The sequence below is a fragment of the Sulfitobacter sp. HI0040 genome (genome assembly GCF_001634885.1).
Taxonomy (GTDB): Bacteria; Pseudomonadota; Alphaproteobacteria; order Rhodobacterales; family Rhodobacteraceae; genus Sulfitobacter.
Window position 1 is genome coordinate 1 of sequence record NZ_LWEX01000235.1, and the last position, 14,413, is coordinate 14,413.

A 14,413-nucleotide genomic window follows, 5' to 3' on the forward strand; every position below is an offset into this window, starting at 1 on the left:
GTGGAGCCCGCGAAGTCCGAGAAACCCATCTGGCTCAGGAAGCCCGCACCCCACTGCCAGGATGCTTCGATCGGATAGATGAACCCGGTCAGCACCAGCACGAAGATCAGGAAGGGCCAGAGCTTCACGCGTTCGGCCATGGTGCCGGAAACGATGGAGGCGGTCGTGGCGCAGAACATCAACTGAAAGAAGAAATCGGAGGCATTGGAATAGCCGCCGGCGTCGATCGTCGTCTTGACGTCCTTCGTGCCGAAGCCCCCCAGCACATCCTGAATGATCCAGCCATCGCCGGGATACATCAGGTTGTAGCCGACCAGCCAATACATGATTGCCGCGAGCGAGAAGAGGCCGATGTTCTTGGTCAACTGCGTGGTCACGTTCTTGGCCCGCACCAGCCCGGCTTCGAGCATGGCAAAGCCGGCGGCCATCCAGAACACGAGGAAACCCCCGATCAGGAAAAGCAGCGTGTTGAAGATAAAGGTCGTGTCGGCCAGAGTAGCGAATTCGGTATCCTGGGCGACGGCCAGGGAGGGGGCCAAGGCTAGCCCGGCGGCAAGTATGTAGCGGTTCGGGGATGTCATTTTCATTTCCTTGAGAGTTTGCATCAGATGGCTTCGTCGCCGGTTTCACCGGTCCGCACGCGCAGCGCCTGCTCCACGTCCAGTACAAAGATTTTGCCGTCGCCGATCTTGCCGGTGTGGGCGGCCTTCGCGATGGTCTCGACCATCTGTTCCGCCACTGCGTCGGCAACGACCATTTCGATTTTGATCTTGGGGACGAAGTTCACGACGTATTCGGCCCCCCGGTAGACTTCCGTGTGGCCGGATTGCGCGCCGAAGCCCTTGATCTCGGTGACCATGAGGCCGCGTACACCCGCGTCTGTCAGCGCCTCGCGGACCTCTTCCAGCTTGAACGGCTTGATGGTTGCTATGATGAGTTTCACCCTTGGTGCCCTTTCCGTTGGCAGGCTAAACCTGCATTTCGCTGCTGCAGCAAAGTGCGGATCGGTTCATACGGGAAGAGGTTGGGGCGGCGCGCGAACAGCTTGTCGCACCTTGCCGCACAAAAAATAGGCACATGCAAAATTGTGCCCAATTATGCGGCAAATACTGGTCGGCAATGTCGTGCCTATTCGCTAAACATTCCCCGCGGAGATCGATAAGATGCGCGCAAATCAGGCCCGGGCAGGCAGTACATGAGCGATTCATCCAAGCGGAAACGACCCCTCGTCGCAGACAAGCGGTATAACAAGAATGCGCGCAAGAAGACCGCCGCGACCACGCGCAAGTCCGCTGCAAAGGGGGGCAGGAGCCGTCGTGCAGCGCCGCGCAGGCCGCGCAGACGTGGTCCGCTTGGCTGGTTGAGTGCGCTGGTCGCGTGGATCATGCGCCTGATCTGGACGATCACCTGGCGTGTGACGGCAGTTGCAGTGCTCGTGCTCGCGCTGGCGGTCGGCTATATCTACACGACCCTGCCGCCGCTGGAGGCGCTTCTCGATGGGCGCGCGCGCGGATCGGTCACCCTGCTCGACCGCGAAGGCGATGTCTTTGCGTGGCGCGGGGATCAATTCGGCGGCGTGGTCACCGCCGACAGCGTGTCGCCCCATCTGCGCAATGCGGTCATCGCCACTGAAGACCGGCGTTTTTACCGTCATTTCGGCGTCAGCCCACGGGGCATCGCGTCAGCCATTCGGATTAACCTGAGCGAAGGGCGCGGGCCGCTTCAGGGCCATGGCGGCTCGACCATCACCCAGCAGACGGCGAAACTTCTCTGCCTGGGCGAACCTTATGAACCGTCCAGTGGCCAGACCGAAAAGGAATACGAAGCCGAATGCCGCCGCAACTCGCTGCAGCGCAAGGCGAAGGAAGCGCTCTTCTCCATGGCGATGGAGGCCAAGTATTCGAAGGACGACATCCTGTCGATCTATCTCAATCGTGCCTACATGGGCGGCGGTGCATTCGGGGCCGAAGCGGCATCCCAGCGGTTCTTCGGAAAGCCCGCTGCGGCGGTGACGCCCGCCGAAGGCGCCATGCTGGCGGGTTTGCTGACCGCGCCGACCACCCTGTCGCCCACCAACAACCTTGACCGTTCGCAGGAGCGCGCGGCCACGGTGATCCGCCTTATGCGGCAACAGGGCTACCTCAGTGAGGCCGAAGCGCAAGACGCCATCGCCAATCCTGCTCAGCTGTCGGAGGCCGCGGAGGCGGAAGCGGGTGGCTATTTCGCCGATTGGGTCATGTCTTCCGGCCCTGAATTCTTCACCCGGAACACGACCGAGGACGTCATCATCAAGACGACGCTGGATCAGCGCATCCAGAAGGCGGCAGAGGACGGTCTGCGTGCCATCTTCGAAAACAAGGTGCGCGAAGGATCGAAGGCGCAGGCCGCGATTGTCGTGATGTCTGCCGATGGCGCCGTTCGCGCGCTGGTGGGGGGGCGCAAGACAAAGGTGGCGGGGGCCTTCAACCGGGCAACGCAGGCCATGCGCCAGACCGGTTCGGCCTTCAAGCCCTTCGTCTACGCCGCCGCTCTCGATCTGGGCTATTCCCCGAACGATCTGGTCGAGGATGCGCCTTACTGCCTGAATATTCCCGGCTCCGGTGAATGGTGCCCGAAGAACTATACCAACAACTTCAAGGGGGCGGTCACCCTGACCGAGGCCCTCAAGGAATCGCTCAATATTCCGGCGGTCAAGATTTCGGAGAATGTGGGACGTGAGATCGTCAGTCAGGTCGCCTCTCAGTTCGGGATCAAGAGCGATCTGGCCGCGGGGCCGGCGCTGGCGCTGGGCGCCTCCGAAAGCACGCTGCTGGAGATGACGGGTGCCTATGCCGGTATCCTCAATGGCGGCTCCTCTGTCACGCCTTACGGTCTGATCGATCTGCGCCTGTTGGGGGATTCAGAACCGCTCATGGGGACAGGCGGCGGCATCGGTGAACGGGTGATTCAGGAAGAAGCGGCGCGCCAACTGGTCTACATGATGGAAAAGGTCATTTCCGAAGGGACGGGCCAGCGTGGGCAGTTCGGGGGCCGGGAACTCGCCGGGAAAACCGGTACGACGTCGGCTGCCAAGGACGCATGGTTCATCGGGTTTTCCGCCGACTATGTGACCGGTGTCTGGATGGGGTATGACGACAACACCCCGTTGGAGGGGGTGACGGGGGGCGGCTTGCCCACTGACATCTGGCGTGAGGTCATGTTGCGCGTGCACGAAGGCCTGCCAATGAATCCCCTGCCGATGATGACGCCCCTGCCCAGCACGCGCTACACCGAAGCGCAGCCGACGCAACCCGCCGCGCCCGCCCAAGGAAGCGCCCCACGGCGGAACGACACGATCATCGATCAGGTGTTGCGGGATATCTTCGGCAGCCCGTCGAGCAACCCGGGCGCATCGGGTACAGCACCTCAGCGAGGGGATCGCTGACCTTGAAAGCGGTTGCCCGGCTGCAGCTATGCGGTGCGTAAGGCTGCCCGTCAGCCCGCGCGGCTGAGATCGGCTGTCATCTGATCGATGTCGCCCCCGCGCCGATCCAGCATGGCACCGATTTCGGCCCGCTCCGTCAGCAGAAGGTTCACGCCTTCGATGAACATGTTGAAGAACTGGCCGCGCCCCGATTTGTCGGAAACGAGGAAAATAACCTCGATCGGGCTTTCGCCCCGAAGATAGGCCGTCGTCTTGATCTCGTACCCGGGCTTGATCCGCCGCGCGCCCTCAATCTCGATCCGTCCGCCGATGAATTGCTTGAACCGCTTGCCATATTTACGGGAGATATATCCCGCGAATGCGTTGGCGAACGCCTGCTTCTGTGCCGCGGTCGCCTGGCGACCGTCCGCACCCAGCGCATATTGGGCCATGATGCCCACATCGGCGTAGCGCAGGAAAAGCTGTTCGAATTTGCCGATCATGGTGGCCTCTGACCCGCCTGCCGCGATGACGGCATCGATGTCCGCCACGAGCTGCCGGATGAAGGCCGTCGACTCTTCGGCGCTCAGCGCGAAGGCGGGGCGCGCGAACAGCCCCCATGCCGCGGCCCCCGCCAGAAGGGCGCGGCGTGTGGTGTCAGTTCGCATAGGGATCGTCATACTCAAGCTCCGTGGCGGTGGCGCGGGACAATTCGTAGCGGCGCTTTTGCAGATAGATAAGCCGCGCCTGCGCATAGCTGTCCGCGCTGTTGTTAAGAACATCGTCGATCACGTCACCCCGCCGGGAGGTCTTGAACACCCGGTCCGCAATGCTGGCCAAGGGGCCGACGTAACGTTCGGGGCTATCCAGAACATAGGTCAGCGGATTGGTGAAGAGGTCGACCACCCGACCGGCGGCATCCCGCTGCGTAGAGGGGCCGATTACCGGCAGTTCCAGATAGGCGCCTTCGCCCACACCCCAGACATGCAGCGTTTCGCCAAAATCGGTTTCGACGTCGCGCACGCCGAATTCCCCCGCCACATCGATCAGCCCGCCGATCCCGACGACGCTGTTGACGGCGAAACGGGAGACGGCGATCCCGGTATCCGCCAGATCGCCCTGCAACAGGCTGTTCACGGCCATCTGCGGCATGGCGAGGTTGTCAGCGACGTTGTGAACGAGGTGTTGCACCTCTGGCGGCACGCGGGACGCGACACCGCCCGTGCCGGAACCGGCAAGCCGCTTGTTGAAGTCATGGACCTGCCTGTTGCGCGCCTCATAGGGGTCGTTGATAGCGCCGTCCCCCGCGGGAATGGTCGGCGCGGCACAGCCCGCCAGCGTCAGGCCCGCCATCAGCAGAATGGAAAAGCCCGTGCGGGGCCGCGAGGAAATGAGGTGCTTCAAAGAGGTCTCCTGTCCGGCGTGACGATCTGGTTTCCGCTAAACGATGCGGCGGGAATGGCAGACAACCGTTCCTTTACCCCGCCATGACAGTTTCGGGAAGTGACCGGCCGCACATCCGGGTCAATCTATCCGGGGAAGGGACCCGATGCACCACGAAAACGATTCCGGCAGCGGGCCGCGCACGACGCGGGGGCTGATTTTCGCCGTCGTGTTCTTTGGCGTCTTCACCAACCTCCTTACCCTCACCGGGCCGCTTTACATGCTGCAGGTCTATGACCGGGTGCTTGGTTCCGCTTCTGTCGAAACGCTCGTCTCGCTGACCCTGCTCATGGTGTTTCTTTACGCAACAATGGCGGTGATCGACTGGGGGCGCTGCAGGATCATGTGGTTCCTCGCTGCGGAATGGCGCCGGGGGGCCGAAGCGCGGGCCTTCGATGCGGATATGGCCGCGCACCGGGCCAATGCGCCCACAGTCGCGCTGGAGCATGTCGCGCGGGTTCATGCGACGCTCGTATCGCCTGCCGTCTTTGCGGTGCTCGATCTTCCATGGTCGCCGGTTTTCTTCGGCCTGCTGTTCGTATTCCACCCTTTGCTGGGGTGGTTGGCGCTGGGTGGGGCGCTGTTGCTGATCCTCGCCACCGGCTGTGCCCATCTGCTGACGAAAGGCGCGCGGCGCAGGGCTGCTAAGGCCGAAATACGCGCCCGCGGGCTTGTGGTTCAAGCCGGGGAAGCGCAGCCCGTGCCGACGGCGGCACGGCATTTGGGCAGCCAATGGCAGACGTGGCGGGACACTGCGGAAAGGCATCTCTGGCAGGCAAGTGCCGCAGGACTGGGCGCGCAGGCAGTGGGGCGGGCGCTGCGGCTGATGCTTCAGTCTGCCATGCTGGGTCTTGGTGCATGGCTGGCCCTGCAGGGCGCGCTGACGCCCGGCGCGATGATCGCGGGCACAATCCTGTCGGGGCGGGCCCTGGCACCTCTGGATCAACTGACAGCCAACTGGGCGATGCTGCAACAGGGCAGGCTGTCCTGGCAGGCATTGGAAGCGACGAAAAAGAACGGGGCCTCGCATCGTTCCACCTTGCCCCAGCCGTGTCCTGAGCCACCGCTGATCATGGAAAACCTCGCCCTGCGCTGGCCCGATGCCAAGATGCCCGCGCTTGTCGGGGTCAATATCGAGCTAAGAGCGGGGGAAGTTCTGGGCGTGGTCGGACCGGCAGGTGCAGGAAAGACCAGCCTTGCCTGCCTTCTGACCGGCTTGCTGCCGCCGTTGGCGGGGCGGGTATTGCTGGGGGTGGCCCCCCTGTATCGCTATGACCGGGGCGCACAGGGGTTCATCGGGAACCTGCCGCAGCATCCGCGCCTGTGGCCCGGTACGGTTGCGGAAAACATCGCGAATTTTTCATCCAATGCGGACCCGAGCCAGATTTCAAAGGCGGCCAGCCTTGTGGGCGCGGATGACATGATCCGATCCCTCCCGGAGGGATACGATACGGTGATCGGTTCGGGGGGGAGAGGGCTTTCCGCCGGGCAGATACAGCTGATTTCGCTCGCCCGCGCCTTCTATGGTGATCCGATGCTGATCGTGCTCGACGCGCCCGGCACCCATCTTGGGGAGGATGCGAAACACGCGCTGAAAAGCGCGATAGAGGCCGCCGGGGCTGACGGACGAATGGTGATCCTCCTGACGCAGCAAGTCGCGGAGGCGAAGGGCTGCGACAAGCTGCTGTTGATGTCCCGGGGTCGGCCCACGGCCTATGGCCCCGCAGAGGAGGTCCTGCGGAAGATGCCGCGTTATATCGCACCAGCCACCACACCACGGAGAGTCGTGGGGCGATGACGTGGAGTATCCCTTCGCCCCGCGCCGGTGTTCTTGTCGGAATGGGCGCTGTTCTTTTGCTTTTGATTGGAACGATCGGCTGGGGGGTCCTCGCCCGGATCGACGGCGCGGTTGTCGTTCCGGGGCAGATCGAAGTGGAGCGGGATCGTCAAATCGTACAGCATCCCGAAGGGGGGAAGGTCGCCGAACTATGGGCACGGGAAAGCGAGTTTGTGGAAAAGGGCGCTCCGCTGCTCAGGCTGGATACAACCCGGGAAGAGGCGCGTGTGAGGCATATGGATAAGCGTCTGCTGGAACTCGCCGGGCGGCAGGCGCGGCTCATTGCGGAGCGTGACGGGGCGGCGGGGATAGATTTCCCCGGCTCGCTCTCCGGGGACGGGGCCGCAGAGATACGCGAAAGCCATCAGAGATGGTTCGCCTTGCGCCGGACAGCGACGGAACAGCAGATCGCCCAGATCGTCAGGCGGCGCGCGCAGATCGAACGCCAGTTGGACGGGTTCCGCGCGCAACTCGCAGCACTGCAGCGGCAGAAGCTTCTGCTCGAAGAGGATTTGGCGAAGAAGGCGCAACTGCTCGACCGTGGTCTTGCCCCGAGCGGGAGCGTGTTGGATTTGCGGCGGGAGGCGGCTGGCATTGACGGTCAGATCGGGGCGCTCGAAGCGGCGCGGGCGGAGACGAGCGAACGCATGGTCGAGATGGATATCGAAGCGGCGCGTCTGGCCAATACGCCGCGGGAGGAGGCGGTCGCCGGGTTGCAGGAAATACGGCTCCGTTTGCTCGACCTGCAGGAGGAGCGGGCGGCACTGGCCGCGAAGATCGCTCTCGCCACCGTTCGGGCGCCGGTTGCCGGTGTCGTGAACGGATTGGAGATCCTGGGGCGGGAGGCGGTCGTCGGCGCCGCCCAGCCCATCCTCTACATCGTTCCGCAGGATCGCCCCATGCTGGTGGCGGCTCGGCTGCCGCCCCGGCATGTCGGACAGGTCTTTACCGGCCAGCATGTGCGGGTTCGGCTGAAATCGCTGGCCCATGCGGACGCCCCGGACCTGAAAGGCCGTGTGACCCGCGTTTCCGCAGCCGCCTTTGAAGACCGAAGGGCCGGGGATACCTATTATCGCGTCGATATCGCGCTTGATCCCGCGGCCCGCCAAATGCTCGACCGCCGCGGCGCGCTGCGCCCAGGGATGGCGGTGGAGGCATTCGTAAAGACCGGGCAACGCTCTCCTCTTGCCTATTTCACCGCGCCGATCACCAGTTATTTCGCCCACGCATTTCGCGAAAGTTGATGCAGCCCCTTTCGGTTCCTGCGCGCCGACGGTAGCGTCGCGCAAACTCTGCTGGCTCAGCGCAACCGAAAGGACCTCTCGATGTCATTCGCCAAACGTCTCGAAGAAATGGGCATCAGCCTGCCCGACGCGCCCGCCCCCGCGGCGAACTATGTGCCCTTCGTGCGCACGGGAAATACCGTCTATGTTTCCGGCCAGATCTCGAACGGGCCGGACGGTTTGATTACGGGCAAACTTGGCGATGATATGCAGGTGGAAGAAGGCGCCACCGCCGCGCGTACCTGCGCGCTGAGCCTGCTGGCGCAGGTGCGCGCAGCGTGTGACGGCGATCTCGACCGGTTGAAGCGCGTGGTCAAACTGACCGGCTTCGTGAATTCCACGGCGGAGTTCAAGGACCAGCCCAAGGTGATCAACGGCGCGTCCGACTTCTTCGTCGAGGCGCTGGGCGATGCCGGGCGTCACGCACGTTCCGCGGTTTCGGCCGCTTCGTTGCCGCTGGGGGTCGCGGTCGAGATCGAAGGCATCTTCGAGATCGAATGATGCTGCCGGACGGTTTTCGCCGCGTTCCATTCGCCCACCGCGCCCTGCACGATATGGCCGACGGGCGGCCCGAAAACAGCCGCGCCGCCATCGAGGCCGCGATTGATGCGGGCTACGGGATCGAGATCGACGTTCAATTGAGCGCCGATGGTGCCGCCATGGTATTTCACGATTATGCGCTGGATCGCCTTACCGATGCCACCGGCGCGGTGCGGCTCCGTTCCGCCGCTGAGCTTGGCGAAATAGGCCTGACCGGAGGTTCCGAAGGGATTCCGGGGCTTCCCGAGGTGTTGACCATGATAGCTGGCAGGGTCCCGCTGCTGATCGAGATCAAGGATCAGGATGGCGGCATGGGGCCGGATGTCGGGCTGCTCGAACAGGCTGTTGCGGGCGGGTTGCAGGACTATGACGGCGAAGTGGCCGTGATGTCGTTCAATCCGCACAGTGTCGGACTGATGGCCGATTTGGCGCCGAAGGTTGCGAGGGGCCTTGTGACAAGCGCCTATCACTACGAAGACTGGCCGCTGCCGCGTGCAACTTGTGACCGGCTGCGCGGCATTCCTGATTTCGAACGGACCGGGTCCTGTTTCATCAGCCACGAATGTGGCGATCTTTCCCGTCCGCGGGTGACGGAGCTGAGGGCGAAGGGGGCCTATGTTTCTTGTTGGACGGTACGTAGCCCGCAAGAGGCATCGATCGCTCTGGCTGCTGTGGACAACATCACGTTCGAAGGCTTTCGCCCATCCGCCGACCTGTCTGCCGCAGCGGGCTGAGGGTTGAACCCGCCCGTTCGGACCACAGATAGAGCCGGGCAGGAGCTGAAGGGGTTCAGGCGAGTGCGGTCATCGATCCTGCGGGTGGATGGCGGCATGGTGCCAAAATACAGGCCATGACAGAACAGAGCGTCGAAATCCGCGTCGTACAGCGGTTGTCCGACATTGGGCAGGAAGTCTGGGATGCCTGTGCCTGCCCCGAGGCGGCAGATGGCGCACGCCCGCGGGACCCTTTCACGACCTATCGCTTTTTGTCCGCGCTGGAAGAGTCCGGCAGCGTGGGGCAGGGCACCGGCTGGCAACCGCAATACTTGTCGGCTGCCGTTGGGGATACGGTGATCGGCGTCGCACCGCTCTATGCGAAATCGCATTCTCAGGGTGAATACATCTTCGACCACAGTTGGGCGCATGCCTATGAACGGGCAGGGGGGCGCTATTATCCCAAGCTGCAGATCGCGGTACCCCATACTCCTGCCACGGGGCGGCGTTTCCTTGTACGACCGGGTTTCAAAGAGACCGGCATGGCAGCACTTGCTCAAGGTGCCATGCAGCTCACGGACGGTAACGGGCTGTCATCGTTCCATGTCACGTTCTGTACCCGGGAGGAGGCGTCGCGCGCCGAAGAAATGGACCTTTTGGTGCGCAAATCGCAGCAGTTTCACTGGAAGAACGAGGGCTATGCGGATTTCGACGGTTTTCTTTCAACGCTGAGCTCGCGCAAACGCAAAAACATCCGCAAGGAGCGCGCACAGGCCATCACTTTCGGGGGCGAGATCGTGACCCTCACGGGGGACGAGATCGAGCCCGGGCATTGGGACGCCTTCTGGCGCTTTTATCAGGATACCGGGGCGCGCAAATGGGGCTCCCCCTACCTGACGCGGCAGTTTTTCGATCTGGCGCAGGAACGTCTGCGCGATGACATCGCGCTGGTGCTGGCGCGGCGTGATGGGCGCTGGGTCGCGGGGGCGCTGAACTTTATCGGGGCAAACGCGCTGTTTGGCCGCTACTGGGGATGCGTGGAACATCACCCCTTCCTGCATTTCGAATTGTGCTATTACAGGGCCATGGATTTCGCCATTGCCCATGATCTCGCCACGGTGGAGGCCGGCGCACAGGGGGAGCACAAGCTGGCGCGCGGCTACCTGCCCACGCCCACGTGGTCGTTGCATTGGATGCGCGATGCGGGCTTTTCCCGGGCCGTCGCGGATTACCTGCAGGCCGAACGTGCAGCCGTCGACGAGGAAATAGAGGTTTTGACGGACTACGGCCCCTTCCGTCGCAGCAATATCGAGGAACAGGAATGACCGAGAAGCTGAGCAAGGAAACACGTAAAACGGTACTGCCCCCGTTGTTCGCGACGGGATGGAAAATGGCCGAATCGCGCGACGCGATCGAAAAGACATTCAAGTTTGCGGATTTCGCGGATGCCTTCGGATGGATGACGCGCGTTGCTATTTGGGCCGAAAAGTGGGACCACCATCCGGAGTGGCGCAATGTGTACAATCGGGTCGACGTGACGCTGATTACGCATGATGTCGATGGGCTTAGCTCGCTGGATGCGAAATTGGCCCGCAAGATGGACGGCCTGACGGGGGGCGACACCGGGGCCAAGAAAGACTGACTGGAAGACGATGAACGACTGGATGAACACCGAACTCTGGCAGGGGAATACCCTCGCGGATTTGCTGACGCTTGAATTTCTGGCATCGACTTTCGGGTCGATACTCGGCGCGATCGTCATTCTCCTGCTGGGGTGGATCATCTCCTCATGGTTGCAGCACCGGGTGCAGAACCTCGGCAAGCGTAACCGGCATCTGGACGAGATGCTGTTCGATTTCCTCGCCTCCATCGTGCGCTACGTGGTCATCGGTTTCAGCGTGCTTTTCGTGCTGAATACCTTCGGGGTGCGGACGACCTCTGTCGTTGCGGTGATCGGTGCCGCCGGTCTGGCGATCGGCCTTGCGCTTCAGGGCACGCTGTCCAACGTGGCGGCGGGGGTCATGCTGATCTTCTTCCGCCCGATCAAGATCGGTGATTTCGTTGAAGTGGCGGGCGAGATGGGGACTGTGAAGCAGATCAATCTCAACTTCACGGAACTAGCGGACCTCTCAAATGTGCAGGTGATCGTGCCCAACTCGGAGGTCTGGGGCAATGTCATCACGAATTATTCGGTCAACCCCACCCGCCGTGCGGAATGGACCTTCGGCGTGGGCTATGGCGCCAACCTGAAGACCGCAGAGGATATCATCCGTGACACGATCATGGCGGACGAACGCGCCATGGCCGATCCCGCGCCCTTCATCCAGGTGACAAACCTGAACGACAGTTCCGTGGATTTCCTTGTGCGGGTCTGGTGCAATGCCAGCGATTATTTCGCCTTCAAGGCGGATATGACCCGCAAGGTGAAGGAAGCGCTGGATGACGGCGGTGTGGACATCCCGTTCCCGACGCGCACTATCGTTCAGGCCGCCGAATAACGGCATTTGGCGGCGGGGGTCGCGTGTTGACGCCCCCCCCGCCGCCGAAACTCACATGCTGGCGAGCAACGTCTCGCCACCCGAAACTTCGCAGACGCCGGGGGCCTCTTCCGGGTGGAAGAGAGTGACCTTGCCGTCATCCACCACCATTGCATAACGCTTGGACCGGGCCACGAGGCCCCGGGAGGCGGCGTCGAAGTCCATTCCGATCGCCTTGGTGAACTCTGCTGCAGCGTCGGAAAGCATGGTGATCCCCGCATCATTTGCCCCGGTGGAGTCACCCCATGCTTTCAGCACGAAAGGATCGTTGCAGGCGATACAGATGATCTCGTCCACTCCCTTGGCGTCGAACTGGTCTTTCGTGCGCACGAAGCTGGGTACATGGGCGGAATGGCAGGTCGGGGTGAAGGCCCCGGGCACGGCAAAGATAACGACCTTGCGGTCCTTCAGCTTGTCGCGCAGTTGCACCTCTTCCGGGCCTTCCGAACCCATCTGGATCAATGTTGCGTCGGGGAGCGTGTCACCCTGGGAAATCGTCATATAGCAAGCCTTTCCGTGAATTGCGTTTGCGGTTGCTCCGGATATAGGCTGTGCCGGGGCGGTAGGCTACACTAATCGAAGGACGCGAATATGCAGCACGTTGTTGTAGTGGGGGCCGGTCAGGCCGGGGCCTCCTGCGTGGCACGCCTGCGAAACAAGGGGTTTGACGGCCGCATCACGCTGATCGGTGCCGAAGCCGTACCGCCCTATCAACGCCCGCCGCTCAGCAAGGCCTACCTGCTGGGAGAGATGGCGCTGGAACGGCTCTATCTGCGTCCTGCGGCTTTCTACGATGAACAGGATATCGATCTGCGTCTCGGAACGCGGGTGCAACGGGTCGATACCGAGCGGCGCCAACTGACCTTGCCGGACGCGACATTGGACTACGACGAACTGGTGCTCACCACCGGGTCGATTCCCCGTAAGCTGCCTGATGCCATGGGGGGCGATCTGGAAGGCGTATATGTCGTGCGCGACCTTGCCGATGTGGACGCCATGGCGCCGCGGTTCGAGCAGGGCAGCCGGGTGCTGATCGTGGGCGGCGGCTATATCGGGTTGGAGGCGGCCGCCGTCGCGGCAAAGCGCGGGCTGTCCGTGACGCTGGTGGAAATGGCCGAGCGGATCCTGCAACGGGTGGCGGCCCCGGAAACGAGCGCATTCTTCCGCGATCTGCATACGCACCACGGTGTCGATATCCGCGAAGGCGTCGGGTTGGACCGGCTGCTGGGGGAGACCCATGTAACGGGCGCGCGGCTTTCAGACGGGCAGGAAGTTGGTGCCGACTTCGTCATCGTGGGCGTGGGGATCCTGCCTGATACGCGTCTGGCCGAAGCGGCAGGCATTGCGATCGACAATGGCATTGCGGTCGATGCGCAGGGCCGTACTTCTGTGCCCCATGTCTGGGCCGCGGGCGATTGCACTTCTTTTCCCTATCGAGGTACGCGCATCCGGTTGGAATCCGTTCCGAACGCAATAGATCAAGCGGAGTGCGTGGCCGACAACATCCTGGGCGCGGGGCGTGATTATGTGGCCCAGCCCTGGTTCTGGTCGGACCAGTACGATGTGAAACTGCAGATCGCGGGGCTCAACACCGGGTATGACAGCGTCTATACGCGCGGGGCGGAAGAGGGCGCCCGATCCTTCTGGTATTACGGCGACGGCTGCTTGCTGGCGGTGGACGCCATGAACGATCCCCGCGGCTACATGGTGGGCAAACGGCTAATCGATGCGGGCAAGACGCCAGACCCCGATGCACTGGTAGACCCTGACACGGATCTCAAATCGCTCCTGCGCGGATGAGGATCATTGCCGGCACATATCGCGGTGTCGCGCTCGCGTCCGTCGGCAAAGGCGATGCGGAGGCGCACCTGCGCCCGACCTCTGATAGGGTGCGCGAAGCGTTGTTTTCCATGCTCACGCATCACGATGTTATCGAAAACGCCCGTGTGCTGGATCTCTTCGCCGGGACCGGGGCATTGGGGCTGGAGGCGCTTTCACGCGGTGCCGCCGAGGCGGTGTTTGTCGAGAATGGGCGCCCCGCCCAGCGGCTCATCTCGGAAAACATCGAGAAGTTGCGGTTAGAGGACAGGACGACGCTGATGCGCAGTGATGCGACCCGTCTCGCCGCATGGCCCATGGCCGCCTTCGACCTTGTGTTCCTCGATCCGCCTTATGGGCGCAATCTGGGTCAGGTGGCGTTGAACAGGGTGGCGCGGGGCGGCTGGATCGCCACCGATGCCATGGTCGTTTGGGAAGAAAATGCCCCCATGCAGGCGCTTCAGGGGTTCGAACGCATCGCGACCCGCAAGTACGGCGACACCCATGTCACCCTGCTGTGCTACAGGGCAAATGGCAATCGCGACTGACGGGGTGATCAGTCCTGCTGGTATGTGGGATGAAAGCGACCCGCGGGCGACAGCGTGAATATCTCGCAGCCATCTTCCGTGACACCGACCGAATGTTCGAACTGGGCCGACAGCGACTTGTCCCGAGTGACCGCCGTCCAGTCATCGGAGAGTGTCTTGGTTTCCGCCCGGCCAAGGTTCACCATGGGCTCGATGGTAAAGAACATTCCGGGTTCTAGCATCGCCCCGGTGCCGGGGCGCCCGTAATGCAGCACATTTCTTTACCATCGAGCCCATGGTGAACCTTGGCCG

Annotated in this window: 14 protein-coding genes and 2 pseudogenes; 10 read left to right on the top strand and 6 right to left on the bottom strand. The window is 62.7% G+C overall.

All coding sequences use genetic code 11. The features are described from left to right. Together A3728_RS12845 and A3728_RS12850 are read right to left on the bottom strand one after the other, a co-directional pair. Positions 1–587 (bottom strand): annotated as a pseudogene (locus A3728_RS12845) (ammonium transporter); the annotation flags it as partial. 17 nt (positions 588–604) lie between these two features. Then, complete coding sequence (locus tag A3728_RS12850; RefSeq protein ID WP_067924365.1) at positions 605–943, bottom strand: P-II family nitrogen regulator; 339 nt, start codon at positions 941–943, stop codon at positions 605–607. A gap of 252 nt (positions 944–1,195) precedes the next feature. On the opposite strand from A3728_RS12850, the gene A3728_RS12855 reads away from it, so the two are divergent. Continuing rightward, positions 1,196–3,424 carry a transglycosylase domain-containing protein gene (locus A3728_RS12855; protein ID WP_067924370.1) on the top strand — a complete coding sequence of 743 codons (2,229 nt, stop codon included), beginning with the start codon at positions 1,196–1,198 and terminating at the stop codon, positions 3,422–3,424. A gap of 50 nt (positions 3,425–3,474) precedes the next feature. Here the strand turns inward: A3728_RS12855 and A3728_RS12860 are convergent, their stop codons facing one another. Further along, positions 3,475–4,083 carry an MlaC/ttg2D family ABC transporter substrate-binding protein gene (locus A3728_RS12860; RefSeq protein ID WP_443069024.1) on the bottom strand — a complete coding sequence of 203 codons (609 nt, stop codon included), beginning with the start codon at positions 4,081–4,083 and terminating at the stop codon, positions 3,475–3,477. Further along, positions 4,061–4,807, bottom strand: coding sequence for an MlaA family lipoprotein (locus A3728_RS12865; protein WP_236627998.1), 747 nt, complete (start codon positions 4,805–4,807; stop codon positions 4,061–4,063). The genes A3728_RS12860 and A3728_RS12865 overlap by 23 nt, the downstream gene beginning before the upstream one ends. Positions 4,808–4,952: 145 nt before the next feature. On the opposite strand from A3728_RS12865, the gene A3728_RS12870 reads away from it, so the two are divergent. From A3728_RS12870 to A3728_RS12900, 7 genes are all read left to right on the top strand, one after another. Continuing rightward, entirely contained in the window at positions 4,953–6,644 is a 1,692-nt protein-coding gene (locus tag A3728_RS12870) for a type I secretion system permease/ATPase (RefSeq protein ID WP_067924376.1), read from the top strand. Further along, entirely contained in the window at positions 6,641–7,927 is a 1,287-nt protein-coding gene (locus tag A3728_RS12875; RefSeq protein ID WP_067924379.1) for an HlyD family type I secretion periplasmic adaptor subunit, read from the top strand. Before A3728_RS12870 ends, A3728_RS12875 begins: the two co-directional genes overlap by 4 nt. Positions 7,928–8,008: 81 nt before the next feature. Further along, positions 8,009–8,467 (top strand): RidA family protein, encoded by a 459-nt coding sequence (locus tag A3728_RS12880; protein ID WP_067924381.1) that lies wholly within the window; start codon positions 8,009–8,011, stop codon positions 8,465–8,467. Beyond that, the gene (locus tag A3728_RS12885; RefSeq protein WP_067924384.1) at positions 8,464–9,240 is read left to right on the top strand and encodes a glycerophosphodiester phosphodiesterase family protein; all 777 of its coding nucleotides are present in this window, start codon (positions 8,464–8,466) and stop codon (positions 9,238–9,240) included. The genes A3728_RS12880 and A3728_RS12885 overlap by 4 nt, the downstream gene beginning before the upstream one ends. Before the next feature lie 116 nt (positions 9,241–9,356). Then, positions 9,357–10,544, top strand: a complete 1,188-nt coding sequence (locus tag A3728_RS12890; RefSeq protein WP_067924387.1) for a GNAT family N-acetyltransferase — start codon at positions 9,357–9,359, stop codon at positions 10,542–10,544. Continuing rightward, positions 10,541–10,861 (top strand): 4a-hydroxytetrahydrobiopterin dehydratase, encoded by a 321-nt coding sequence (locus A3728_RS12895; protein ID WP_067924390.1) that lies wholly within the window; start codon positions 10,541–10,543, stop codon positions 10,859–10,861. Before A3728_RS12890 ends, A3728_RS12895 begins: the two co-directional genes overlap by 4 nt. A gap of 10 nt (positions 10,862–10,871) precedes the next feature. Beyond that, the gene (locus A3728_RS12900) at positions 10,872–11,717 is read left to right on the top strand and encodes a mechanosensitive ion channel family protein (RefSeq protein ID WP_067924393.1); all 846 of its coding nucleotides are present in this window, start codon (positions 10,872–10,874) and stop codon (positions 11,715–11,717) included. Between the two features lie 51 nt (positions 11,718–11,768). Here A3728_RS12900 and A3728_RS12905 read toward each other — a convergent pair whose 3' ends face one another. Continuing rightward, the gene (locus tag A3728_RS12905) at positions 11,769–12,257 is read right to left on the bottom strand and encodes a peroxiredoxin (protein WP_067924396.1); all 489 of its coding nucleotides are present in this window, start codon (positions 12,255–12,257) and stop codon (positions 11,769–11,771) included. A gap of 90 nt (positions 12,258–12,347) precedes the next feature. On the opposite strand from A3728_RS12905, the gene A3728_RS12910 reads away from it, so the two are divergent. Both A3728_RS12910 and rsmD read left to right on the top strand, forming a co-directional pair. Continuing rightward, positions 12,348–13,556, top strand: a complete 1,209-nt coding sequence (locus A3728_RS12910) for an NAD(P)/FAD-dependent oxidoreductase (protein WP_067924401.1) — start codon at positions 12,348–12,350, stop codon at positions 13,554–13,556. After that, entirely contained in the window at positions 13,553–14,122 is a 570-nt protein-coding gene (gene rsmD / locus A3728_RS12915) for a 16S rRNA (guanine(966)-N(2))-methyltransferase RsmD (RefSeq protein ID WP_067924402.1), read from the top strand. Before A3728_RS12910 ends, rsmD begins: the two co-directional genes overlap by 4 nt. An 8-nt stretch (positions 14,123–14,130) precedes the next feature. On the opposite strand, the pseudogene A3728_RS12920 reads toward rsmD, so the two are convergent. Continuing rightward, positions 14,131–14,379 (bottom strand): annotated as a pseudogene (locus A3728_RS12920) (type I methionyl aminopeptidase); the annotation flags it as partial. Between the last annotated feature and the right edge of the window lie 34 nt (positions 14,380–14,413).

Bases quoted from the DNA above. Each gene is read 5' to 3' on its own strand.
- A3728_RS12855 (WP_067924370.1), top strand. From the start codon at position 1,196: ATGAGCGATTCATCCAAGCGGAAACGACCCCTCGTCGCAGACAAGCGG.
- A3728_RS12860 (WP_443069024.1), bottom strand. From the start codon at position 4,083: ATGACGATCCCTATGCGAACTGACACCACACGCCGCGCCCTTCTGGCG.
- A3728_RS12870 (WP_067924376.1), top strand. From the start codon at position 4,953: ATGCACCACGAAAACGATTCCGGCAGCGGGCCGCGCACGACGCGGGGG.
- A3728_RS12875 (WP_067924379.1), top strand. From the start codon at position 6,641: ATGACGTGGAGTATCCCTTCGCCCCGCGCCGGTGTTCTTGTCGGAATG.
- A3728_RS12880 (WP_067924381.1), top strand. From the start codon at position 8,009: ATGTCATTCGCCAAACGTCTCGAAGAAATGGGCATCAGCCTGCCCGAC.
- A3728_RS12885 (WP_067924384.1), top strand. From the start codon at position 8,464: ATGATGCTGCCGGACGGTTTTCGCCGCGTTCCATTCGCCCACCGCGCC.
- A3728_RS12890 (WP_067924387.1), top strand. From the start codon at position 9,357: ATGACAGAACAGAGCGTCGAAATCCGCGTCGTACAGCGGTTGTCCGAC.
- A3728_RS12895 (WP_067924390.1), top strand. From the start codon at position 10,541: ATGACCGAGAAGCTGAGCAAGGAAACACGTAAAACGGTACTGCCCCCG.
- A3728_RS12900 (WP_067924393.1), top strand. From the start codon at position 10,872: ATGAACGACTGGATGAACACCGAACTCTGGCAGGGGAATACCCTCGCG.
- A3728_RS12905 (WP_067924396.1), bottom strand. From the start codon at position 12,257: ATGACGATTTCCCAGGGTGACACGCTCCCCGACGCAACATTGATCCAG.
- A3728_RS12910 (WP_067924401.1), top strand. From the start codon at position 12,348: ATGCAGCACGTTGTTGTAGTGGGGGCCGGTCAGGCCGGGGCCTCCTGC.
- rsmD (WP_067924402.1), top strand. From the start codon at position 13,553: ATGAGGATCATTGCCGGCACATATCGCGGTGTCGCGCTCGCGTCCGTC.